At 40.9% G+C, this 24,850-nt stretch carries 24 protein-coding genes; 7 read left to right on the top strand and 17 right to left on the bottom strand.

The features are described 5' to 3' along the window. Positions 1-149 precede the first annotated feature (149 nt). From mutY to CWM22_05345, 8 genes are all read right to left on the bottom strand, one after another. Positions 150-1,280 (bottom strand): A/G-specific adenine glycosylase, encoded by a 1,131-nt coding sequence (gene mutY / locus CWM22_05380; protein AUC92846.1) that lies wholly within the window; start codon positions 1,278-1,280, stop codon positions 150-152. Between the two features lie 195 nt (positions 1,281-1,475). After that, positions 1,476-1,862: a PaaI family thioesterase gene (locus CWM22_05375; protein ID AUC91372.1), complete on the bottom strand. Its 387-nt coding sequence runs from the start codon at positions 1,860-1,862 to the stop codon at positions 1,476-1,478. Beyond that, on the bottom strand, positions 1,852-3,594 hold the full coding sequence (locus tag CWM22_05370; protein AUC91371.1) for an ABC transporter ATP-binding protein: 1,743 nt from the start codon (positions 3,592-3,594) through the stop codon (positions 1,852-1,854). Before CWM22_05370 ends, CWM22_05375 begins: the two co-directional genes overlap by 11 nt. Next, positions 3,581-5,320 carry an ABC transporter ATP-binding protein gene (locus CWM22_05365; protein AUC91370.1) on the bottom strand — a complete coding sequence of 580 codons (1,740 nt, stop codon included), beginning with the start codon at positions 5,318-5,320 and terminating at the stop codon, positions 3,581-3,583. Before CWM22_05365 ends, CWM22_05370 begins: the two co-directional genes overlap by 14 nt. A gap of 1 nt (position 5,321) precedes the next feature. Next, complete coding sequence (locus CWM22_05360) at positions 5,322-6,296, bottom strand: phosphate acetyltransferase (protein AUC91369.1); 975 nt, start codon at positions 6,294-6,296, stop codon at positions 5,322-5,324. Positions 6,297-6,313: 17 nt separating this feature from the next. Next, the gene (locus tag CWM22_05355; protein AUC91368.1) at positions 6,314-7,207 is read right to left on the bottom strand and encodes an RluA family pseudouridine synthase; all 894 of its coding nucleotides are present in this window, start codon (positions 7,205-7,207) and stop codon (positions 6,314-6,316) included. Then, on the bottom strand, positions 7,207-8,025 hold the full coding sequence (locus CWM22_05350; GenBank protein ID AUC91367.1) for an NAD kinase: 819 nt from the start codon (positions 8,023-8,025) through the stop codon (positions 7,207-7,209). The genes CWM22_05355 and CWM22_05350 overlap by 1 nt, the downstream gene beginning before the upstream one ends. Further along, positions 8,009-8,680 (bottom strand): GTP pyrophosphokinase, encoded by a 672-nt coding sequence (locus tag CWM22_05345; GenBank protein AUC91366.1) that lies wholly within the window; start codon positions 8,678-8,680, stop codon positions 8,009-8,011. Before CWM22_05345 ends, CWM22_05350 begins: the two co-directional genes overlap by 17 nt. Positions 8,681-8,766: 86 nt before the next feature. On the opposite strand from CWM22_05345, the gene CWM22_05340 reads away from it, so the two are divergent. From CWM22_05340 to CWM22_05310, 7 genes are all read left to right on the top strand, one after another. Next, complete coding sequence (locus tag CWM22_05340; GenBank protein ID AUC91365.1) at positions 8,767-9,333, top strand: CYTH domain-containing protein; 567 nt, start codon at positions 8,767-8,769, stop codon at positions 9,331-9,333. A gap of 143 nt (positions 9,334-9,476) precedes the next feature. After that, positions 9,477-10,454 (top strand): ribose-phosphate diphosphokinase, encoded by a 978-nt coding sequence (locus CWM22_05335; GenBank protein AUC91364.1) that lies wholly within the window; start codon positions 9,477-9,479, stop codon positions 10,452-10,454. Between the two features lie 10 nt (positions 10,455-10,464). Then, positions 10,465-11,580, top strand: coding sequence for a cysteine desulfurase (locus tag CWM22_05330; GenBank protein ID AUC91363.1), 1,116 nt, complete (start codon positions 10,465-10,467; stop codon positions 11,578-11,580). Position 11,581: 1 nt separating this feature from the next. Further along, on the top strand, positions 11,582-11,926 hold the full coding sequence (locus CWM22_05325) for a cysteine desulfurase (protein ID AUC91362.1): 345 nt from the start codon (positions 11,582-11,584) through the stop codon (positions 11,924-11,926). 1 nt (position 11,927) lies between these two features. Then, positions 11,928-12,131, top strand: a complete 204-nt coding sequence (locus tag CWM22_05320) for a DUF4649 domain-containing protein (GenBank protein AUC91361.1) — start codon at positions 11,928-11,930, stop codon at positions 12,129-12,131. Positions 12,132-12,265: 134 nt separating this feature from the next. After that, the gene (locus CWM22_05315) at positions 12,266-12,904 is read left to right on the top strand and encodes a redox-sensing transcriptional repressor Rex (protein ID AUC91360.1); all 639 of its coding nucleotides are present in this window, start codon (positions 12,266-12,268) and stop codon (positions 12,902-12,904) included. Between the two features lie 3 nt (positions 12,905-12,907). Beyond that, positions 12,908-13,600, top strand: coding sequence for a peptidase C26 (locus CWM22_05310; protein AUC91359.1), 693 nt, complete (start codon positions 12,908-12,910; stop codon positions 13,598-13,600). Here CWM22_05310 and CWM22_05305 read toward each other — a convergent pair. The 9 genes from CWM22_05305 to CWM22_05265 all read right to left on the bottom strand — a co-directional run bounded on the left by CWM22_05305 (position 13,597) and on the right by CWM22_05265 (position 24,849). Further along, positions 13,597-14,277 (bottom strand): JAB domain-containing protein, encoded by a 681-nt coding sequence (locus tag CWM22_05305; GenBank protein AUC91358.1) that lies wholly within the window; start codon positions 14,275-14,277, stop codon positions 13,597-13,599. The two genes, CWM22_05310 and CWM22_05305, sit on opposite strands and share 4 nt — an antisense overlap. Before the next feature lie 833 nt (positions 14,278-15,110). Continuing rightward, positions 15,111-16,448, bottom strand: a complete 1,338-nt coding sequence (locus CWM22_05300) for a hypothetical protein (protein AUC91357.1) — start codon at positions 16,446-16,448, stop codon at positions 15,111-15,113. A 149-nt stretch (positions 16,449-16,597) separates the two neighbouring features. Next, positions 16,598-18,190 (bottom strand): hypothetical protein, encoded by a 1,593-nt coding sequence (locus CWM22_05295; protein ID AUC91356.1) that lies wholly within the window; start codon positions 18,188-18,190, stop codon positions 16,598-16,600. A gap of 51 nt (positions 18,191-18,241) precedes the next feature. Further along, entirely contained in the window at positions 18,242-18,427 is a 186-nt protein-coding gene (locus tag CWM22_05290) for a hypothetical protein (GenBank protein AUC91355.1), read from the bottom strand. Continuing rightward, on the bottom strand, positions 18,424-19,725 hold the full coding sequence (locus CWM22_05285) for a hypothetical protein (GenBank protein ID AUC91354.1): 1,302 nt from the start codon (positions 19,723-19,725) through the stop codon (positions 18,424-18,426). Before CWM22_05285 ends, CWM22_05290 begins: the two co-directional genes overlap by 4 nt. Then, on the bottom strand, positions 19,726-21,204 hold the full coding sequence (locus CWM22_05280) for a nucleotide sugar dehydrogenase (GenBank protein ID AUC91353.1): 1,479 nt from the start codon (positions 21,202-21,204) through the stop codon (positions 19,726-19,728). Positions 21,205-21,320: 116 nt separating this feature from the next. After that, the gene (locus CWM22_05275) at positions 21,321-22,838 is read right to left on the bottom strand and encodes a hypothetical protein (protein ID AUC91352.1); all 1,518 of its coding nucleotides are present in this window, start codon (positions 22,836-22,838) and stop codon (positions 21,321-21,323) included. Further along, a complete protein-coding gene (locus CWM22_05270) occupies positions 22,814-23,845 on the bottom strand; it encodes a hypothetical protein (protein ID AUC91351.1) in 1,032 nt (343 codons plus the stop codon). Before CWM22_05270 ends, CWM22_05275 begins: the two co-directional genes overlap by 25 nt. Before the next feature lie 2 nt (positions 23,846-23,847). Then, complete coding sequence (locus CWM22_05265; protein AUC91350.1) at positions 23,848-24,849, bottom strand: hypothetical protein; 1,002 nt, start codon at positions 24,847-24,849, stop codon at positions 23,848-23,850. Position 24,850: the final 1 nt, after the last annotated feature.

Raw genomic sequence — 24,850 nt, 5'->3', positions numbered from 1 at the left:
ATGGCTAATAGTATATACACTTCTACGAACGCTAAAGAACTCCTTTCAACAATTCAGATGGCGTTCAACATCTTAACTAACTATTTCCTTTTTTCAATTAGATTATACCACTATTATAAAACGCTTTCAAATAATTATGTGCTCCAAAGTCAACTTTTTTGTTTTTCTTTTTCCTTGATAAAGTTTTCCCACATTTTTTGTTGCGGCTTAGCAAATGGGTAGGTAGGAAAATCTTCTACAGAAACCCATTTCAATTCTTTTGATTCTGGAAGGTTAAGTGTTTCTGCCACACCTTCTACCATTTCTATCTGCCATTTGCGGTGACTAAAAATGTGCTGGACGATGCCAAATTCTTGCTCTTGCCAATCAACAGTCAGACCATAAAGTTCCGTAAAGCTCTGCCGAATATCTGGCTGAACAACTTCTTCTGCAACTTCAAAGAGAGAGACTTGTTTTTCAACGATTGCTCCTTTTTCCAAAAGCGGAAAAGACCAAAAACCTGATAGAAGACCTGCTTCATTATTTTTTTCCAATAAAAATTGATTGTCTTTATTCCTGATGAGAAATCCCTGGTAGGCCACGGGAATCGGCTTTTTCTTTGGTGCTTTGATTGGATACTTATCCATTGTACCGTTTAAGTAGGCTGCGCTAAAGGCTTTGACTGGGCTGTCCTGGGGACGTGGATTAACTGGCGATTCAATATCCGACCCTAGATCCATCAGAGCTTGGTTGAAATCGCCCGGTCGCTCTGGATCAATCAATAGCTCCATCATCGCTTGGAAAATCTTGCGATTGGCAGGAAGCCCAATGTCATAATCAACCTCAAACAAGCGGCTGAGAACCCGCATCACATTGCCATCTACCGCTGGTTCTGGCAAATTAAAAGCAATACTGGAAATTGCTCCAGCAGTATAAGGACCAATGCCCTTTAGGCTTGAAATGGCTGCATGCGTGGTCGGAAATTGCCCATCAAAATCTTCTACCATTTGTTGCGCTGCCTTTTGCATATTCCGCACGCGCGAATAATAGCCCAATCCCTCCCAGAGTTTGAGAATGACCTCCTCTGGTGCTTGTGCTAAATCACTAATCGTAGGCAAGTGATAGAGAAAACGTTCATAATAAGGAATGACCGTGTCTACTCTTGTCTGTTGAAGCATGATTTCAGAAACCCATATAGCATAGGGATCCTTGGTCCTTCTCCAAGGCAAGTCACGTTTATTAGCATCATACCAATCTAAGAGTGCCTTGCGAAAAGCTTGAATCTTTTCCTCCGGCCACATTTCAATTCCATATTCTTTCAAATCTAACATACATCTAGTATAACACAAAGAAAGGGAGCCAGCTTTTGCCAACTCCCTTATATCGTTTATAATCAAAATCAAACTAGCTCCAAAGTTTGGAGGTTGGAAATAGAGCGAACGAATTTGTTTCTCTAAATCTAGCCAAGACTGTCTGCTTTTGATGTTCGAAGAGTATTATTCTACTTTTCCTGTTACAAACATGGTAAAACTTGCTGAAGCAAGTAGCTGTTTATTTTGGTTTTTTATCTTAACTTCGACGACCTTTGTTCTACTTCCATCATGTGTGCAAGAGCCTATTACTGATAAGGTATCACCAAGTTTAGCTGCCTTCATATAATGGATATTGGACTGTAGGGTGACAGAATAAGAACCCCTTGCTACCGTTGTCAGACCTGCAACTGAATCTGCCAATGTGAAAAGAAAGCCTCCATGTGCCATACCGTATGGATTGAGAGATTTTTCCGTCACCTTTGTAGTCAGTAGCACCTCTTTCTCATTGAGCATTGTAGCTTGATAGTCATCTAAAACCGTAATCGGTTGTAAGTTTAATTTACCTAACACTTTCATCCTCCTCTGTCTGCTGACTTGTTTGCATTTGATAATAAACGCCTTGTTCAGCCATCAACGCTTCATGATTCCCTTGTTCAACAATTTTTCCATCCACCATGACCAAAATCAAGTCAGCTGATTGAATGGTTGATAGGCGATGAGCAATAATAAAACTGGTCCGTCCTTCCATCAATTTGGCAAATGCTTCCTGTACTAAAATTTCTGTCCGTGTATCAATAGAGGAAGTCGCCTCATCTAAAATCAGGATTTTAGGTATCTTGACAAAGACACGCGCAATAGACAAAAGCTGACGTTGTCCCTGGGATAAGCCTTCTCCTCCATCTGCCAAAACCGTATCGTAACCCTGCGGAAGTTGTCGAATAAAGAAGTCTGCATTGGCTGCCTTAGCCGCCTCAATGACCAATTCCCGCGTGGCATTTGGATAGCCATAGGCAATATTATCATGAATGGTACCAGATTTGATCCATGTCTCCTGTAAAACCATCCCAATCTGTCTGCGGAGATCCTCACGACTGTACTGGCTAATCGGAACCCCATCCAAAACAATCTGACCAGCCGTCACATCATAGAATCGCATAAGTAGGTTAATCATGGTTGATTTTCCTGCTCCTGTTGGTCCAACAATAGCAATTTTCTGCCCAGATTTGACATCAATGTCCAGATGTTCAATCAGAGAACGGTCAGGGCTATAGGAGAAAGACACATTGTCAAAGGAAATAGCTCCCTTCAACTCCTCTGAATCAATTTTCCGCTCAGCCTGATCGTCAATGCCATCTAGAGCCAAGATAGCAAACAGCCTGTCTGCACAAGCTAAGGCGCTCTGCAATTCCGATAGGACCGAGGAAATATCATTAAAAGGCTTGCTGTACTGACTAGCATAATTGAGAAAGGTTGTCAGAGAGCCAACGGTAAAATTACCAGCCATAATTCTCAGCGCTCCAAGTCCTGCAAGTAAGGCATAAATAATAGCATTGATAAACCGCGTACTTGGATTGACCGTTGAAGAGGCAAAGATAGCCTGTTGGGAATAGGTCGCATACTGGTCATTCACAACTTGAAAACCTTGCGTAAATTGCTCTTGAGCATTGAAAGATTGAACCAGTGTCAATTGACTGATGGACTCTTCCAAAAGCTGAGATTGCTTCCCACGTGCCTGAGTCTGTTGTCTATAATAACCATAGGATTTCTTAGCGATATAGCGTGCCACAAGCAGAGAAACTGGAGTCAGGGCAACAACAACCAACATCATGGTCAAGTCAAGCCTAGCCATAGTGAAAATGGTTAAGAAAATGGTCAAGATACCAATGAAAAATTGATTAAAAATCATCAAGAGTCCATTTGTTAATTGCTCACTATCACTTGAAAAACGAGCCACCAAATCACCGACTGATTGACGATCCAGATAAGATAGGGGCATCTGGTGCAGCTTCACATAGACCTGTTCACGCAAGTCGGCCACCATTCCGTAAACCAAGCGATTGGTTACCAAAGGTAAGTACCATTGCACCAGCGTATTAAGCAAGATAGCCATCACCATTTTGCCTAAGATACCGAGCAAGACCTGACCATTTGCTATCAATACTGCATCGACTGCCTGACCAATCAAGATAGGCAGATAAACTGTCAGAAGGACTTGCACCAAAGTTCCCACCAACATCAAGGACATTCGAAGGGGCTGGTGTAAAACCAATCTGACCAGTTCCTTAAAACTAGCTTGTCTCATAGCTATCCTCCTCTCCTTGTTGTTGCGACTGGTGAATTTCTTGATAAATAGCAGAGCTTCTCAGCAAGTCCTCATGGCGACCAAGTCCAACTTGACGCCCTTGTTCCAAGACTAAAATCTGATCAGCTGTCCGTAAACTATTGGTTCTTTGTGACACCATGATTAAGTTCTGACCTGGTAATTCCTGGCGAATAGCAGCTAATAATCGACTCTCCGTCAAATAATCCAGAGCAGATGTTGCATCATCTAAGATTAAAATCGGTGCTTTCTGTAAAACAGCGCGTGCAATGGTCAAACGTTGACGCTGTCCACCAGAAAAATTCTTCCCAAAGGCTTCGACAGGGCTATCCAAACCACCTTTATCCTCTATGAAAGATTTAGCCTGTGCAATTTCTAATGCAGACCATAGGTCACTATCAGATATTTCTTCCAATCCTAAAGATAAATTAGAACGTATAGTTCCAGCAAAAAGTTGAGCCTGTTGCGGAACGACGGCAATTTGCTGCCGCCACTCTTTTAAATTCTTAGGACTTTTTCCATCAATGAAGAGAGAGAGCTGATTTGTTGGCACTGAATAGAGTGCCTGCAATAAATCTACTAGGGTGGACTTACCTGACCCAGTTCCCCCGATAATTCCCATAAACTGTCCCTTACGTAAGTCAAAAGCAATGTCAGACAGGGACTCCTCAGCAGATTTTGGATAAGAAAAGGAAAGATGACGCACAGAAAAGATGATTTCCTTATCCTCACTAACCACTTTTGGCAAACTAGACTCTACATCCTCAGATGTTTGATCAAAAACCTCTTGAATACGTTGCGCTGAAATATAGGTCTGGTTGAGAGTAGATACGACCATAATCATCTTGACCAATTCGACTAAAATTTGAAGAAGATAGTTGATAAGAGCGACCAACATCCCCTGTTCCAACAATTTGTGTGAAATCGCTATATTTCCCTGCCAGATGAGAATGAGCAAGGTGCCATTGACCACTAAAAATGTTAATGGTGATAAAAGACTAGACCAAAAACCAGCCTGCAACTGTTGCTTCTTATAAATCTGATTTATGCCTTGAAAAGCCTTAATTTCTCGCTCTCTTTGTCCAAATGCACGAATCACTCGCCAACCAGTCACTGTCTCACGTACCTGCCCCACCAAACCATCTAATTCTTTTCGCATCGATTGATAAATACGGCTGGTCATAACAGAAATGACTGTCACTATAAAAATCAATAGGATAATCATTCCTAGAAAATAGGCAGATAGACTTGGGCTAATATAGAATGCCATGATGAGCGAACCAAATACGACAATTGGAGCACGTAAAAACAAACGAAGAAAAGTATTAATACCCGTTTGAATTTGTAAAGTGTCACTGGTCAATCGTGTCAGCAAACTGGATGAGGAAAGAATATCTCGGCTAGACTTGGGAAGGGAAAGAACCTTCTGATACAAGTCATTCGTCAGCTCTTTAGTCACACCAACCGCTGCTTTAGCTGAATAATATTGCGCTATTAGTGAAACAATAATTCCAATACATGCTAGACCAACCAGTAAAAAAAGCATAGCAACCAGGTTTCCCTGGCTGCCATTTGGAATAATTGTATCAACGATATAGGCGATAATTAATGGTACCAAAAGCTCAAAACAAGCTTCCAATAGTTTAAAAACTGGACCTAATATGGATTCCTTAATATAGTCCTTAAAATATCGTGATAAAAATTTCATATTAACGGTGCTCCAAAGCCTGAACCGCAGTAATCAAGGTCAAGTTGTAAACATCATCAGGGTTACAACCACGAGACAAGTCGTTTACAGGCTGATTCAAACCTTGTAAAACAGGACCTACCGCTGCAAATCCTCCCATACGTTCGGCAATTTTATAACCAATATTACCAGCTGAGATACCTGGGAAAATAAATACAGTCGCTTGACCAGCAACACTCGAACCTGGGGCTTTTAATTTACCTGTGGTAGGAACAAAGGCAGCATCAAATTGCAATTCACCATCCAAATCCAACTCCGGACGCAATTTTTGAGCAATTTTTGTAGCTTCAACAACCTTATCTACTTTAGGACCAGCACCAGAGCCTTTTGTTGAATAGCTGAGCATTGCAACTTTTGGATCAATACCAAACATTTTAGCAGTACGTGCTGAGTTGATCGCGATTTCTGCCAGGGTTTGAGCATCTGGATCAATGTTGATAGCACAGTCACCAAAAATATAACGCTCTTCACCTTTTACCATCAAGAAGGCACCTGATGTTTTCGATACACCTGGCTCTGTTTTAATGATTTGAAGAGCTGGACGAACTGTTGAAGCGGTTGAATGAATCGCACCAGATACCATACCTTCTACTACGCCCATATATACCAACATAACACCAAAGTAGTTAACATCTTTCAACAACTCATGTGCCTGCTCTTCTGATACCTTACCTTTACGGCGCTCTACCAAAGCAGCTACCATCTCATCATATCTATCATAATGAGCTGGGTCAATAATTTCAAAACCTTCTGTAATCCCTTCAATGTCAAGGTAAATCTTAATACGATCTGGGTTTCCAAGCAAGACGGGTACTACATCCGACTCATTTACCAAACGTTTTGTCGCCTGCAAGATACGTGGTTCTTCACCTTCTGGCAATACGATACGTACTTTTTTACCCTCTAGCTTTGTAGCTAATTGCTCAAAAATTTTCATGAACAAACTCCTTAAATTTATTTACTTATTAACTGATTGATGACAGCCTGAAAATCCTCAGGAAGCGGTGCTTCCAAATCAATCCTTTCGGCTGAAAAAGGATTGTCGAAGGCCAAATTATGACAATGCAAGGCTTGACGTTCTATCCCACATTCCAAACTTCCACCATACATATCATCTCCTAACAATGGAAATCCAATGTGAGAAAAATGAACACGAATCTGATGAGTCCGTCCAGTATGTAGTTGAATATCTACTAAATGAATATCTCCCCACGATTGCACAACACGATAGGAAGTATGAGCATATTTTCCATTCTTTGTCACACAACGGGTAATGATGCTGTCTTCTAGACGACCGATAGGGGCAATAATATCCCCTGTCTCTTCTAGCTGCCCATTCCCCTTCACCAAAGCATAATAACGTTTATGAATAAGCTTTGCCTGCAACTGCTTATCAAGTCGTGCATGGGCATAGCCATGTTTGGCAAAGAGCATAACACCCGAAGTATCTCTATCCAACCGCGTTACGATATGGACCTGCTTATTTTCGTAATCTTGCTCCACAAGGTAGCCTTTCACAAAATTAGCGATTGTGGATGAATGCAGGGCTGACGGAATAGAAGCATAACCAACAGGCTTGTTAATAGCAAGAAAATGATCATCTTCATAGACAATATCCAGCGGAAAGGAAATCGGTTTCAAACTTCCCGTTAAATCCTCCTCAGCAGGTATGTCAATTGTAACCCTATCTCCAATATCTAGCAAGTAAGTTGCATTGCGCTCGATGTCATTGACCCAAATATTGCCACCAGTGTACTTGATTTTTGCCAACAAGCCCTTTGAAACACCATGTTTTTTCAAAAACGTTTTAATTTTCGTATGCTGGTCAGCTATGAATTCAAACCGCATTACTCCACCTCTCCGATAAAGGCGTCCTTAACCCGATTCCAAAAACTAGTATGACTCGGTGTTGCAACAAAATGAATCTTACTATTGTCTATCTGATACTCTATACTTTCAATACTATCATAGACAAAAGTCTTATTGTCTACCGCAATCGAGTAACGGTCACTATGCTTTGGTTCAATCACAATCTTGTCTTTTTTAGGAACAACAACGGATGAACCTAAGGTGCGGTAAACACGATTGTTCAAACTTGCCACTTCTGCAATCTGCAATGCCTCGATTGTTGGATGTAAAACAGCACCACCTAATGACTTGTTATAGGCTGTTGAGCCTGTCGGCGTTGAAACCGAAATTCCATCCCCTCTAAAGCGTTCGAAGGGCACATTGTTAATAATAATATCTGCGACCATGGTCTTAGAAAGACGTTTTACTGTCGCCTCATTTAAGGCACGCGCCTCGACAATGCGACCATCTGCCATCTTGACCTTAACATTTAAAATCGGATACGATACTCTAGCACCTGTATCAAGCTTAAGATTTTCAATCAGCTTGTCCACTTCAAAATCGCGATAATCTGTATAAAACCCCAAATGACCCGTGTGAATTCCTACAAAACGTACACGATCAATCAACTTTTCATATTTGTGAAAAGCAGATAAAAGCATCCCATCTCCACCGATAGAAATGACAATATCTGGATTTTTAGGAGTCAAAATAAAATTTGCTTCTTTTAACTTTGTCCATAATTCTTTGGACACCGCTTCACTCTTAGGATTTCGACTAGCGAGCAGAGCGATTTTTTTTCTACCTGTATTCTTCATCTGTATCATCACTGTTGCCCACACCGTCATTCAGTTTGCGATAGGCAGGATCAAATAAGGCCTGCGCTTCTTGAATGTCGTTGCGGATTTTTCGCATCTCCTCATCTAATTCATAGGCAATTTTTGCTGTAACTTCCAAGCGTTTCTTGATTTCTTCTGGAAAATTCCCCTTATATTTATAATTCAGAGAATGTTCAATTGTAGCCCAGAAATTCATGGAAAGGGTTCGAATCTGGATTTCTGCCAGAACCGTCTCGTTGCCATTTATAGTATCCACAGGATACTCAATCACCACATGATATGAACGGTAACCAGAGGCTTTCATATTATTGATATAATCCCGTTCATGCACAATTTGCATATCCTTGCGTTTCCGCAAAATAGCTAATACTTCTTCAATGTCGTCCACAAATTGAACCATAATCCGAAGACCGGCAATATCTTGCATATCTTGAGCAAGATTTTCCAATTTGATATGTCGCAGGGCCATTTTTTCTTTAATGGATTCAATCGGTTTTACCCGTCCTGTGACAAACTCAATTGGAGAATGCCGATTAGCCTTGCGATACTGCTTGCGAATCCCCCGCAGTTTGATTTTCAATTCACCAACTGTCTGAATATAGGGGTCTAAAAATTCTTCCCAGTTAAAGTCCATACGGCCCCTTTCTTGTCAAAACTTTTAAATTGTATTAGAATAACACAAAGACTAATCTATTATAACACATTGAAAGGGTTTACTGCATGAAAAACCACCTTGAAATTGAGTATAAAACCTTACTGACCAAATCCGAATACAAACGCCTGCTTACTGACTTTTCAGATGTGAGCCCAATTCTTCAAACAAACCACTACATTGATACCCCAGACCTAGATATGAAGAATCACCGCTTTTCACTCCGTATTCGTACATTTGAAGACTCAGCAGAACTAACATTAAAAATTCCACAAGAAGTCGGAAATCAAGAATATAACCAAGTTCTAGACATCCAAACTGCTCATCATTTACTGGAAAATTTTCAACTACCTGCAGGACAAATTTCTGACATTATTTCTGCAACCGAAATTCCACTTGATAAACTTGCTGTCTGGGGAAGCCTTACGACAAAACGCTATGAGAAACAGACATCTATAGGTCTTATGGCCCTCGATGAAAATGATTATGTGGGACAAAAAGATTACGAATTAGAAGTCGAAGTGACCGATGCAGATGCAGGGAAAATTCTTTTCGATGAATTCCTTAAGAAGAAATCAATTCAATTCAAATATGCTAGTAGTAAGGTTGCACGAACAGCTGCCCACATAAAATAACTATAAAAAATCAGCCAAATAAGGTTGATTTTTTAGTTTCACTACTGAAAATTTTTCATTTTTTTGATAGAATAGAACTATCTATTGTAAAAATACTTTTATGTCATCATAAAAGCTCAGTGTGTAAAAGGAGTTACTTTAAAATGGTACAACCACTCGGTGAACATAACATTAAATTATTCTCACTCAATAGCAACCGTGATATTGCTGAAAAAATTGCTGATTCTGCTGGAATTCCTCTTGGAAAGCTGTCTTCTCGCCAGTTTTCTGATGGTGAGATTCAAATTAACATTGAAGAATCTGTACGTGGCGTAGACGTCTACATTATCCAATCAACAAGCTATCCGGTTAATAATCACTTGTGGGAATTATTGATTATGATCGATGCTTGTAAACGTGCTAGTGCCAACACCATTACAGCTGTCATCCCTTATTTCGGCTATGCTCGTCAGGACCGTACCGCTTCTCCACGCGAACCAATTACAGCTAAATTAGTTGCAAATATGCTGGTTAAAGCTGGTGTCGACCGTGTATTGACTCTTGATTTGCACGCTTCACAAATTCAAGGTTTCTTTGATATTCCAGTAGACAATCTCCTTACAGAACCACTTTTTGCAGCCTACTACATGGAAAAAGGACTCTGCGGTGAAGATGTCGTCATTGTGAGTCCTAAAAATTCTGGTATCAAACGCGCGCGTAATATCGCTGAATTTCTAAATGCACCGATTGCGATTATCGACTACGCTCAAGATGATTCTGAGCGTTCTGAAGGCTATATTATCGGTGATGTTGCTGGTAAAAAAGCTATTTTGGTGGACGATATTCTCAATACTGGTCGCACTTTCTCACAAGCTTCAAAAATTGTCCAAGAAGGTGGTGCTACTGAAATTTATGCAGTTGCCAGCCATGGTCTCTTTGCAGGAACTGCAGCCCAACTCTTAGATGAAACACCAATCAAAGAAATATTAGTTACCGATTCTGTTGCAAGCAAAGAACAGCATCCTAAAAATATCGCCTTCCTAACAGCTAGTGACTTGATTGCAGATGCCATCCACCGCATCCAAGAACATCAGCCACTCAGCCCACTTTTCAAATTTACTAGTCCTGAAAAAGAAAACTAGGAGTAACTCTTTGATTTATTTAGATAATGCAGCAACCACTGCCCTATCTCCTACTGCACTCCAACGGATGATGGAAGTGGCTCAAGAAAATTATGGAAACCCCTCCAGTATTCATCAAAGCGGTCGGAAAGCCAATCAATGTCTTAGACAAAGTCGTCAAGAGATTGCTCAGATTCTCTCCGCCTCTCCCGAACAAATTATTTTCACATCTGGAGGCTCCGAAGCTGATACTTTAGCTATTCAAGGCTATGCACTTGCGCATCAATCCAAAGGAAAACACCTGATTACTACGGCTATCGAACACCATGCTGTCCTCCATACCATGCAGTATCTAGAGGATCGGTTTGGGTTCGAGGTAACCTATATCCAACCAGTCAACCAAGTAATCACCGCTCAACAAATTCAGGATGCCCTTCGGCCAGATACTATTTTAGTCAGCGTCATGTTTGCTAACAATGAGACCGGTCAGCTACTTCCCATCAAGGAAATTGGAGAGCTCCTAGCCGATCATCAGGCCGTCTTTCATGTAGATGCTGTCCAAGCAATTGGAAAAATTACAATTTCTCCCTCTGACTACGGAATTGACTTGCTCGCGGCCTCTGCCCATAAATTCCATGGTCCAAAGGGGATGGGATTCCTATATAGTAAAGTTCATAAATTTGATTCCTTGATTCACGGCGGAAAGCAGGAACAGCAACATCGAGCAGGTACTGAGAATCTCCCTGCTATTGCTGCTATGGCGACTGCCCTAACAGAACAATATGAGTCCTTAGATACGCATCATAAGCATGTCAGTGAACTGCGACAACATATTATTGAGGGATTATCTGGCTTAGATTATTATCTCAATCAGGCTGGACCTCATCTCCCTCATGTCCTTAATATCGGTTTTCCTGGTAAACTTAATGAACAACTACTCATGCAACTAGATTTGGCAGGTATTGCTGTTTCTAGCGGTTCTGCATGTACGGCAGGTGTTGTCCAAAATAGCCATGTTTTAGAAGCTATGTATGGAAAAGACTCCCATCGTCTGAAAGAATCCATTCGTATCAGCCTATCTGAAATCAATACAAAAGAAGAGATAGATACTCTTATCATCGAACTAAAGAAAATACTTGGAGGTTAAAATGGCATTCCAACAATCAGTTACCTTAAAAGATTGTAATTTTACTTATCACATTAGCCCTGCTATCAAAAAATATACACTCCGTGATAACACCTTTGAACAAACCAAAGCAGGTCACTATCAGCTTACACGTCTTCTGGAAGAAATTCCAAATTCAAACCAAGGATTCCTCTTGAAAATTATTATCAACCAAGACCTAACTGGTTTTAAAATTAATATTACCGACAAGTCTGGTCTTCATCTGGTAAACATTTTTAAGCCAGAAAGTAACAAGGTTATCCAAGAAAAATTCTATTTCCTCATGGATAGCTTGATTGACCGTGACATCTTTACAAAAGAGGCTTAGTATGATTGAAATTCACTATCTTGACGCTTACAAGCAAGAACGTATCCAAACATTTGAGAATAAGGATGCAGCCATTCTGGCTTTTGCCGGTTGCTTAACCCTCCCAGACTATTATCCAGTTACCAGCATTACACAAGACGGACAAGCTCTGGATTACAAAGGGACAATCGGAGATCTCTATCGCTATTTACAAACACTAGATTAGACAGTTTCCTGTTTAATCTTTTTTTAAAATCAATCTGTTGATTTTTTCACAAACTTGGACTAGAATAGAATAAAGAACTGTTTAATATATAAATAATCGATAAAGCGTATTCTATCGAAATAAAGGAGTCTAAAGTGAAAAACGATAAAAAATCTGATATTCCACGCGCTACTGCCAAACGTCTATCCCTCTATTATCGCATTTTTAAACGTTTCTATGCAGGAAATATTGAAAAAGCTAGTTCAAAAGAAATTGCCGAAGCTATCGGAATCGATTCAGCTACCGTCCGCCGAGATTTTTCCTATTTTGGAGAGCTTGGTCGTCGTGGCTTTGGCTACAATGTCAAAGAGTTGATGGATTTCTTTGCGGATATTCTAAATGATACCTCCATCACCAATGTTATGCTTGTTGGAGTCGGGAATATGGGGCGGGCCTTGCTACACTATCGCTTCCACGAACGAAATAAAATGAAAATAGTCATGGCTTTTGAAGCAGATGATAATCCAGCTGTTGGAACGACAGATGAAAATATCCCAATCCATGCAATCTCAGAAATCAAGGAACGTATCAGCGAAGCAAACTCTCAGACAGCCATTCTAACGGTACCCAGCGTCAAGGCACAAGAAGTGACCGATATTCTTGTTGAAGCTGGTGTCAAGGGAATTCTGAGCTTTTCACCAGTTAACTTGTCTGTCCCAAAAGATGTCGTTGTCCAGTATGTTGATTTGACTAGTGAATTACAGACACTACTCTACTTTATGCGAAAAGGATAAGCAATGAAAAAACCAGTTATTGGTATTTCTGGAAATGAATATAAAACAGGGGATCATACAGAACCCCTGCTTTCTTATACCCAGACTTGCCTCGTACAAGCTATTGAAGATGCTGGCGGGCTCCCACTCATCCTTCCTGCTACAGAGCCAGATTTGGCAAAATATTATATTCATCTTATTGACAAACTCATCCTAGCAGGAGGACAAAATGTCCAGCCAAGTTACTATCACGAAGAAAGGACTATTGACAGCGATAATTATCTACCAAAGCGTGACGAGTTTGAATTAGCCCTCATAAGGGCTGCCCAAGAAAATCAGAAACCTATCTTCGGTATCTGCCGAGGTCTACAGCTCTACAATGTAGCTCAAGGTGGTAGCCTTCATCAATCAATTTCTGAACATTGGCAAGACATAGACGGACAAGAAGTCAGTCAAACGATTCAACTGACTCAAAATAGTCCACTTTACGACATATATGAGTCCAATCCGAGTGTGAACTCATTTCACCGTCAGGCTATCAAAGACTTAGCACCTGACTTAGAAATCATTGCACTATCAGATAATCAACAGATTATTGAAGCAGTTCATTCAGCCTACCCAACTAAATTTTTAGGGGTTCAATGGCATCCTGAACTACTCTACGGTAAACGTGAGATTGAAAAAGAACTCTTCCACTATATTGTCAATAAACTTTAAAATAACTCACTTTCTTCTCTAAAAGAATAGTAATCCTTATTTCCAACAATTAAATGATCTAATAATACCAGTCCTAGCTTTTCGCAGGACTCTTTTAAATTCTCCGTAAATAGCAAATCATTCCTACTAGGTTGTACTGAACCCGACGGGTGGTTGTGAACGATGATAATCGATGTTGCCATACATTTTACTGCGTAATGCAAAATTTCACGTGGTTCTGCAATGCTACGATTAACACTCCCAATAAAAATCGTTTTTTGACTGATAATCTGGTTCTGTGTATTGAGATAAAGTGCAACTAGGTGCTCCTGCTTCTTATGCCCGATTTCATGAATCATCTTACGTCCCAACTTCTCACTTCCCAAAATTCTCTCATTTAAGAGTAGCTCTGATTGATTGATACGTTTTCCAAGTTCAATCATAGCCTTAATTTCAATCGCCTTGACGCGCCCAATGCCAGTCAAACTTTGCAATTCTTCAATTGATAGTTCTCTTAGAGCCGCTAAACTCTCCAAACGATTCAATAATTTATTGGAGAGAATAGAAACAGGTTCTTTTTTTGTCCCAGTTCTAATAAAAATTGCTAGTAGTTCCTGATTACTGAGACGCTCAGCTCCAACTTCTACTAAACGTTCTCTAGGTAGAATGGCCTCTTCTTTAAATTCAATTTGATACATAATTTCCTCCTCACCTATCTATTCGTAAAATCTTGCAAAAAAAGAAGCCATATAAAACCAAAGATTATCTCCTCAGTCTTATACCACTTCTTTATTCGATTTTGATTGCCTTGAATAGTGAAAAGGGCTGGGGATAGCCCTTTTCAGCTTATCTCCTGAAAATAGGAAAGAGATAAAGAAAGGGAGTGGGAAAGAACTCAGCCATTCATAGAAGAGCTCCCCTCACTTCCAAACATTTAGGTTTGGGCTAAAATAGTCCACTGGACTATTTTGACACAAACTTCGTTTGTTTTATTTCCGCGCTCCAACAGTCACTACTCTGACTGTTGGAGGTTGGAAATGAAGCGAACTCTGTTCGTATCAGTCGTAGAGGTCAGATTTGGAGTGTGAAACACGAAGTGCTGAGATTTGCAAAGCAAATCCTATCTCCCACCTTTAACAGTCTCCCAGACTGTTAAAGCCAATCAACCACTGCGCTGAGATGTTGACACGAACTCTGACTAGTGGAGCTGGGCTTTTTGCCCAGCCTCTAGGTGTTAACTTTTCATCTACCCACTACAGTTTTATTTACGTTAAAATAAGGTAAAATAAGACTTCGTCATCATCTTGGATATATAAAAATCTCAAAGGTTGACCAATTGTTGACTAAAAAAATACTCTACATATGCAGAGAAGCACCTCGTAGGAAGTACTCTCAGATCAAAGACAAAGTCGCTAGAATGACATTTCTAACGACTTTCAGAATGAAGACAAACATCAATCGAGATATTTGTCTTTTTTCCATCTTCTAGCCTAAATTTTTTTCTTTTTTCTAAAATAGAGGACCTTTCCCCTTAATACACCGCCATATGGATGGTATCACCTTTGATGATGATTTGGTCTGGTGAGAAGGTTGACCAGTCCTTGCTTTTAAAATAGGCTTTTATAGCGGAATCCTTCTCTGTTTTTTCAAGCTTTTCCCCTGTCATATACGTATAGATTGAAAATGGGTAGAGATTTGTAACGGGGCTTTTCACTAAATTCCCCGTGTTAAGTATTCCCGAATGACTATCTATAAAGTCTGTATATTGATTATCCAGCTGAGGATGTGCATCTGTATATATTGCTCGCTTTGTTACTTTTATCTGCGTCTTTTCCTCATAGTCACGAACCATTTGCTGTACCACCTGCATACGGTTTTGATCCAACTGGGTGACGACTATCTGTTGTAAAAATATTTTGTTAAATGTCAGCGTAAGTACTGCTAGATAGAGGGTGACTAGTGTACCTTTGACTAGCTTAGCCTTTTTGAAGTCTAGTCTAGCCAATAATAAGAATAGACCAACCAAACAAGCAGCCGAATACGTAGACCGAGCACCTGAACCAGCTTTTGTAACCAAACTTAGGGCACATGGCAAAAGAAACAATAAAGGAAGAGCCAGCAAGATAAGCTTCGCTCTTGTCTTCTCAGCTGCTGTCCCATTAAGTTGTCGTCTCACTCTCCAAAGGAGATAGCCAATGGCAAGCAAAAGGGAAAACAAAAGAAAACCATCGGGACCAATGTTGAAACCTAAAATATATGATTTGATCAAACTTTTTAAAAGTTGTAACATTCGAGCGACTAGTCCGAGATTTTCAAGATTAAATCGACCAATGCCAAAGAGTTTTAGGTAAAGAAGTGAAACAAGACCACTCACGACAAATGGGATCGAGGAGAGGAGAAAGCTACGAATAGCTGTCTTAACATCTCGTTTTTCCACCGCAAAACACAGGCAAAGCATCAAGTACAAGGAAGTAAAGGACTGGTAGGTGAGCATGGATACTGTCGCTAAAACGGTAGAAACCAGGAGCCAATGCGTGATCGGTTTGCAAATCCGTATATAAGTGGCAAGAATAGCCATCAATAAAGCAAACATCATCATACCACGTTCAACAAATAAAAAATAGCTGATGATAAGGGGATTGACCAAGATGATCAATGATAAAAAAGGAGCCATCAAAGAGGAAGCTACCTCAGTCTTTTCAAACAATCTCGCTAAACACCACACAGACAAGCCCAGAAAACAAAGTGCTAAACAACTTGAGATAAGCAAATAGAGTTCTGGCGCTTGATGCAGACTCCCCATCAGGATAAAGAATAAGGAAATAAAGGGACGACCATTTCTACGAGACATGTTGATGGCACTTTCCATCCATGTGCGGTTAAAATGAATATACGTATCAGCTGTAAAACTCGGATAGAAACTCAATCCAAGGACGAGTAGCAGGAACAGGATTACCCCCCCCTGCTACTATTTTTTTATTGTTTTCTTTTGTAGACATGCAATCTCCTTCTCATTTATCATTCAATCAGCTTTCCATCTTCCTTCAAGCGAATGTAAATCATCTTATCATCCCCATAGATAGTGTGGTAGTATGTGTCTACTAGCATAGGAAGATGGGTTAATGTAGGAAGTAGCTTGTCGGGTATCTCATAAATTGTTTGCACAGTAGGCAAGTGACTCAGCTTTCTACGATCCCAATACTCATTATGACTGATTGCTAACATTGGGTAGGCAAGAAACTGCTTTTTTAAGGTCGGTGGCGCAGAAATCCTTCCAAGAAAATATACATCTACTGTCTCTTTATTCTTAACCTGTGGTAAGTGACTCAAATCCTCATAGACCAACTGAAGACGGAATTTTCTATAGTCAGCAATAGTCGCTAGAGCATTTCCATAGACCAGAGCATAGACAAAAAAGATATAGGAAAGAACAAGAATCGGTAGACGAAGAACGGATCTCCGCCCCCGCTCTACTATAACCAAGCCACAGAGGACAATAACAACTACTAGACCATACATAGCACGATTATTTAGCTGTGGTTCTACCAGTATGGGATAGAAGCCAAAGGAAAGGAGCAACATCAAGACAAGTGAAACAAGAGAAAAACTAAATCCAAGAAGATTTCTCTTTTTACTCATACAGTACACTAGGAAACTTCCTAAAATAAACAAAGTCGTAATAAGCCACAAAGGGGTAAACCCATCCCATACCTTGGTAAAATAAGCTGTGTAATTTTTTAGGAGAAACTCAGGAATCTCCGATAGAGCAGGAATACTTACATCAAGATAATCTTTACGAGGAGCAATCATGACAACTAGATAGAAATACAGGGCACCAGCTCCATAACCTAGTAAAGACTGCCATAAGAAACCACCTAACTCCTTATGCCATCCCTTCTCCTGCCACATTCTCAGGAGCAATAGGATGACTAGCATGGGAAAAATCCCAAAAGAAGCCTGGTAGGATGTCATGACCAGTAAGCTTCCAAGAAAACAAGCTAAGACATACCATCTAGCCCCTGAAAAGCGGAACACAAGCGGAAAGACCGCAGCAAGCAGTGAGAAAGCCATAAAAGGAGCATCAAATTTATAGCTAAGATTGACGATGAAAAAAGGATTTAATCCCAAAGGTACAAGTGCTACTACTTCCCAAATCGTAAATGCCTTACGCTTATAAAGCAGACCTAATAGGAGGATACCAACAAGAGCTAGGATAGCTACTGCTAGAATCTGACTATAGGGAGAGACATCAACCGCAAACTTGCCCCCAAAAAAGTAAATGGAGCTTCTATCCGTAAAAAAGCGACTCCAATCATCCCATCCACGACTACCACCAGAAAATCGCCAGTTATCATCATTATAGTAGACATTTGCTCTCAAAAGAGCACTAATCCCAAGGAGATAAATGCCAAACAGGATGGCAAAGTTTGTTTTCGCCGAAAAGACCCACTTCTTCTTGGTCACTACTTCACATGATAGACCCTGCCACCAATTGACAAGCAGTCTATGAAAATGTGACAAAACCTGAGCAATAATCGGAATAGCAAGAATCCGAAGAATGTTAGTGGTGATAAAGCCAATCCCCATCCCATCAAAAAGTTTTGTCACCATACCCCTACAATCAAGACTGCTAGAGGGAGGTAAGTCGCATAGCGAGACCAATCATAGATTGACCCAAGCCCATTCTCTTCTGTTATATATATATATATATGCAGTCGCTATCGCTCCCAACATCACCAATAGGGCTAAGGGTGTACGATGAGTGACTGTCAGCATGAAAAAGGCTGACAGCGATAGCAAACTCGCCCATCTAGGCGGAATGATTTTCTGAACGTTCTTTAAAATCATGGGTTTCCTTTCTGAATAGTGAGATGTTTTCTTTTTATATCCATCATCCTTGAGACGAGCAAACACGACAGGTAGATGAGGTAGAGTGCCAAGATAAAGGAGATACGATCCCCTGATGTAAAAATAGTTCCAGAAAAACCAACCATAGCTAGACTTGCCACAGCTACAAACAAAAGATACACCAAGTCCAACCGTCTAAAGACCAGATAAAGGGCGTAGGCAATCAAGCAGAGCAGACAAATGATAGCTACTACAAACAAAGCAGATACTTCCTGTGTCAGCCAACCAGGAAGCGTTTTAACCTTTCCGGCATAAAATTTAGGATAAGCAAATAAATCTTGTAAGATTCCCAAGGAATTACCGACCTTCATAAAGAGCTGACCAAGGGACAACAGAGCCATAAAAGGTACAAAAATCAAGAAAGGGAATAACTGCTTTTTAGACAGAGGGGTCAGGAAAAGATTTAAGACCAAGAGCAACAAAAAGACAACAAAGAGATGATTGATATTATACAAAAGCGTCTTTCCAACATGGGATAAACCAAGCAAAACCTTGTCTAATACTGTCAATTTAAAAAACTCAGGAAAGTATTTATTTGCTTGCTCAATAGCCCGAACGGATATCCCCGGTGACAAAAGGGCAAAAACAAGATTACACCCTGTGAGGATGAACAAAACCCAACCAAATGGCGATAGACCCTTTTGCCGCCACCATTCATAGCCCCAAATGGCTAGAAAAACAACTGCTACTTGCTCGTGATTCGTAGCAAAGAGTAGTAATATACTTGACATAATATATATATATATATATATATATATATTATGTTTGAATTTTCTTTCTTGGTAGCTACGATAGAGAAGAAAACTTGCTAGGCCTGCTGTTACCGGCCATAGGTAGTTTAGATTGGTCATCATCAAGCCAGGGATTAAAAACATCGATATCGGAAGTAGAGCAAAGAACCCCAAGAGAAGAAAAAGGTACTTGACTTTCCTCCCCAAGCTATTGGCTAGTATGATATCCAGTAAGCCAACAAAGACGAGACTATTGAACAAACGGAAGACTACTTTAGGGAGGTGACTAAACACCAAGGCAAAACTTTCAATCACCAAACGATTTGACCATATCTGGTAGCGCTCGACCATAAAGTCCAGACTGAATGGCTTATCTAGCCACCACTTATCGTCCATGATGACAGGGTAGGACCATTGTAAGACAAATAATAAAAGGGCAAGTAAGAACAGCGTAATAGGGTAGGGATTGGCGCAGAAGCTACCTCCCCATTCTTTTATCTTTTTCATCTAATCTCTCCTAAAAATATCTCTGGTGTATACCTTATCTACTACATCATCTAAAACAGCATCGTAGCGGTTAGCGATGATGGCATGGCTTTTCTTTTTAAAGCTGGCTAGATGATTGACCACCTTAGAGCCAAAAAAGCGGCTACCATTTTCCAAGGTCGGCTCGTAGACGATGACCTGTGCCCCCTTGGCCTTTATCCGCTTCATCACGCCTTGAATGGCGCTCTGTCTGAAATTATCCGACTGACTCTTCATGGTCAGGCGGTAAATCCCAATCACCAAGTCCTTCTCATTCTCCTGATTATAGCTTCCATGGTCAGTGTAATCATAGTAACCAGCCATTTTCAGCACCTGATCAGCGATAAAATCCTTTCTTGTCCGATTGGCTTCGACAATGGCAGACATCATGTTTTGAGGTACGTCATCGTAATTGGCAAGTAACTGCTTGGTATCTTTGGGCAAGCAGTACCCACCATAGCCAAATGACGGATTGTTATAGTGCTGACCTATCCGTGGATCCAAACCGATACCAGTAATAATAGCCTGAGTATCCAAGCCTTTCAATTCTGCGTAGGTATCCAGTTCATTAAAATACGACACACGAAGTGCTAGATAGGTATTGGCAAAAAGCTTCACCGCTTCTGCTTCTGTCGCACCCATCTGTAGCAGTGGCGCATCATTCAAGGCTGCATGAGCAAGTAAAGCAGCAAACTGGCTAGAAAGCTCCTGAACCTCTTCACTGTCTGTAGCTTCGCAAGATACGATAATGCGTGATGGATAGAGATTATCGTATAGTGCTTTTGATTCTCTCAAAAACTCTGGACTAAAGAGGATACGATCCGTTTGGAACTGTTCACGCATCCGCTGGGTAAAACCAACTGGCACCGTTGACTTGATGACCATAACCGCCTGCGGATTGACAGCCCTAACAAGGGAAATCACCTCCTCGACATGACTCGTATCAAAATAATTTTTCGCACTATCGTAGTTTGTTGGAGCAGCAATCACGACAAATTCTGCTTCTGCATAGGCCGTCTCAGCATCCAAGGTCGCTGTCAAGCTCAAGTCCTTTTCAGCCAGATAGGCTTTAATATAGTCATCCTGGATGGGAGAACGACCAGCCTGTAGAAGGGCCACCTTTTCCTCCACGACATCTACTGCGGTGACATCATGGTATTGTGCCAGCAGGACAGCCAAGGAGAGGCCGACATAACCAGTCCCAGCCACTGCAATCTTCGCCCGAGAAGGGAGGTCTCGCTCCTTCTTTTTCTCCACATAAAAATCCGTCACATCACATGCCAATGCCTGAGCCAGCAACTCCAACTGAGCTAGACTGGGAGTATGTTCTCCCTGCTCAATACGACTGATGACAGAGCGATTGATGCCTGTCCTATCAGCTATATCTTGCTGTGACAGGCTGTCTTGACGGCGTTTATTTTGCAATGTACTAGCTAAAACTGCTAATGAAAATTGTTTCATCACTTCTATCTCCTAACATGATTGATAAAATCTATTATACTATTTGTGACGGAAACAATCAAAACGAGAGCCTGTTGTGCTATTCATTCGCGAAAATGTTTCATTTAATAACACCATCACCCAAATACTCTTGCTACAAGTTTTTTCGTCAGTTGTCGAAATTCCTGACTCAAGACCCAGTTACAGACAAATAAGAGTACGGATACATAGACAAGTGCCGCAAGCCCTGGAAGGATAAAATCGAGATAGCTCGTGACCTGAAATGGATATAGAAATTGAAAAGATAAACCTACCACCACGATAAACAAAGCACCGCCAACACTCATCAAAGAAGATTTTTTTCCATCTATATAGAGTATCTCTCGGCTCAGATAGTGATTATTGTAAAACAGGCGGTATAAATTGGCAACGACTGCTGCTACCGCTAAGCCCACGAGACCAACGAATAAAAATAAAACAAGAGACAAGACGATGAGCACTATCGATTCCAGAATAAAACTCTTTCGATTGTTTTCCCAATGCCCAGCTGCCTTAAAAGCATAGGAAGACATCGTCCGTGCATTTTGTAAAAAGTCAGCCACAAGGTAAACATAGGCAAAGAGAGGCTGGACATAGTCTGCTCCTGAAAATTTTCTCGCATAGTGAGATAAAAATGCCATGAAGAGACAAGCCGCCACTGTATAGATAAAAACAAACCAATTATGCCAGAGATAAACCTGATGCTGGTAACTCTTACGCGTTTCCTCGATTGATTTTGTGGCTAACTGATGCCCCAAAACAAAGTCCAGATTATTAAAAGCCGTGATTGCTAGACTGCTAAACATGGAGACAAATCTCGTATAGAGCGTAAAAACGGACACCAGTGCTAGCCCATTGAAATACGAAATAATAAAAATAGCACTGGAGTTTCGAGTGGTATAAAGGATATGGTCAATGACCGCCAGAGGGTTATTTTTCAAAGGGATAACTTCTGTCGATTCATTCTTGAGAAAAGGATAGTGTCGCTTCACATACAGCCAGATTAGGATAGGAGTTAGCAAGCCAAGTCCAGCCATCAAGCTCTTATAGCCAAGATAGGAAATTCCTGCTGTTACAGCCACAATCACAGAAAGCTGCGTCACGACCCGTATCCCAATACCGATGCTCATGGATACATAGGACTTCCCATCTGCCCGAAGCAACATCCGATGCTTGCGGCGAAACATATACTCTACAAAGGTACCGAATGCTGAAATAAGAGTCAATACAAGTATGGTCCAGCGGTCAAACGGCATCTGGATAATAAAGGGCAAACCAATACCAATCAACAGTGCATACAGCACAAACATCAGCCCCTGCCGTTTAAAGAACTGATCCGCAGAACTCAAAATCGTATTGACTTTCTTATAGTCCTTATCCGCCAAAGGTTTGTAAAGCTGAGCCTGGACAATGGTCGGAACGCTAGAGTCAAAGGCAGCAAAATAACCCAGATAGGCAGACAAGGTAACCCCCAAGCCTCTCAAATCTGATCCAAAATGACTGATAATCAACCCCGGAGCAATTAAGCCAAATACAATTCCAACCAGTTGAGAAAGATAGGAGGTTAAAACCGTTCTAAAAATCTTTTTTTTCATCTTTGTTTTCTCAACTTCCATATCTTTCTAGCATACCAATGATACCCTATCGCAAGATGATAGTGGTATTTGGCAACGAGCTTCACCATCTTTTTATAGCGGTGAAAAATAGGCATCGTATCAAGATAGTCAACACTCTCTTGAAAGTAAGGAGATTGGCCTAATTGTTTTAAAAACAGATATTTTTCGGTGTAACTTCCACTGCTGCGTAAGCCTTTTTTCAGCAACTTCACCTGATTGCGAAGGGCGACTTCTCGCAGAGATTGTTGATAAACATTTCTCTCTTCCAAAGGATAAGCCTGTAACCGCTCAAAAAGAAGAGCATTGAGATAGCTCCTAATCTGGTAACGCTTCGCTAGTGAGAGTGACATAAACTTACTCTCCTCGTATATCCGATGAAAATAAAGATTTTCTCCCAGATAATAGGGCGACTGACATTTTTCAAAGAGGACAATCGTAGGCAAGACATCTCCAAATATACTTGAATCATGCTCGCCACATTCCTCTACTGTAGGAGCTAACTCACGTTTAAACGCCTTGTACCACATGGCAGACCCATACTGACTATAATACCATGAGAGCAAGTCTTTTTTAGCAATCCTCTCATACGACGTAAAAGGAAAGTCCTTACAGGCCAGCTCAAAATCTGCCTGCTCTGAAAAATTATATAACACCATATCGGCATGGGTCTCTACTACTAAGTTATGAATCTGCTCCAGACAATCCTTACGAAGGAAGTCATCATGGTCAAGACTGACGATATAGCGACCTCTTGAAGCTTGATAGCCCGTCAAACGAGATGCCAGCTCCCCTATATTGTCCGCATGCGATAGGATACGCAGAGGCTGAGCCAACTTCTTCTGAAACTCTCGGCTGATAGCAACCGTCCTATCTGTCGAACAGTCATCCACCAAAACAATCTCAAAATCTTGGAAAGTCTGATAACGACAGGATTCTAGAGCCTGTTCCAGATAAACTTCGCCATTGTAAACAGGAATATTGATCGAAAAAAAAGGTCTGTGACTCATTTTCAAAATAACCTTCTCCAAATTCTTGATAGGTAGGTAGTGAGATACGCTACTGACGCTAAAATAGGGTAACGATGAACTGTAAACCAGCGACGTTGCTGAGGAGTGACTGCATCAAACTCCAGATAAGCCAAGCTCTGCTGAAAGACAGCAGAGGAACGCACATGCCTTAATCGTTTCAAAAAATCAAGATAATTCTTCGCCGCTGAAAGATAGAGAGCGGAAAACCAGCTCACTCGACGAACCATGCTGGACTTTACAACATCACCAAGTTTTTTATACTTTTCTTGAAAATAAAGCTCTAGTTCCACTTTTGAGTCAAAAAAATATGTGTCCAGTGTATTACTCAAACTATTTGGAACCTGTCGATAAAAATAATAGGCTTCGTCAATAGAAAGTGGTTTCTGAGCATGCTCCATCACATAGGCAGAAACAACCCCATCCTCACCTGTTCGAAAGTCAGGCAAGTCCTTGTAAAAACCAGCAGGTGGACAAAGGGAACGGTGAAAGACTTTAGTCCACAGTGTCATCAGATTCCCTTTACTAAAAAAAGCTTCGAACACTTGCTTAGGGTCTAAAATCTCATCTGTCGGAAAGAGACAAGGTCTTTTTTTCCTTGAAAAATCAGCTTTGATTGAATAATTTGTCAACACTAGATCCGCACCTGTCTCTTGTATCCGCTGAAAGACCCCCTCAAGATAGTCACTTCTCATCTTATCATCAGCGTCAATACAGAGGATGTAGTCACCTTTCGCTCTTTCCATCCCTAAAGCACGTGCAACCAATGACCCCTGATGGTGGCCTTCAATCAAGGTTATCTGCTTCTCATACCGCTTCTGAAAATCCGTGACAATCGCCACACTACCATCATCTGACCCATCATCAATCGCTATCAATTCAAAGTCTTGGTTGGTCTGCCCAAATACAGCCTCCAAAGCCTCTACCAGATGAGGCTCAGCATTGTAAATCGGCATGATAATCGAAAAAAAGGGGGAGTGACTCATT

Source organism: Streptococcus suis, assembly GCA_002831545.1.
GTDB classification, from domain to species: domain Bacteria; phylum Bacillota; class Bacilli; order Lactobacillales; family Streptococcaceae; genus Streptococcus; species Streptococcus suis_P.
Note: the sequence above shows the minus strand (reverse complement) of the source record. Positions and strands in the feature narration are given on the sequence as shown.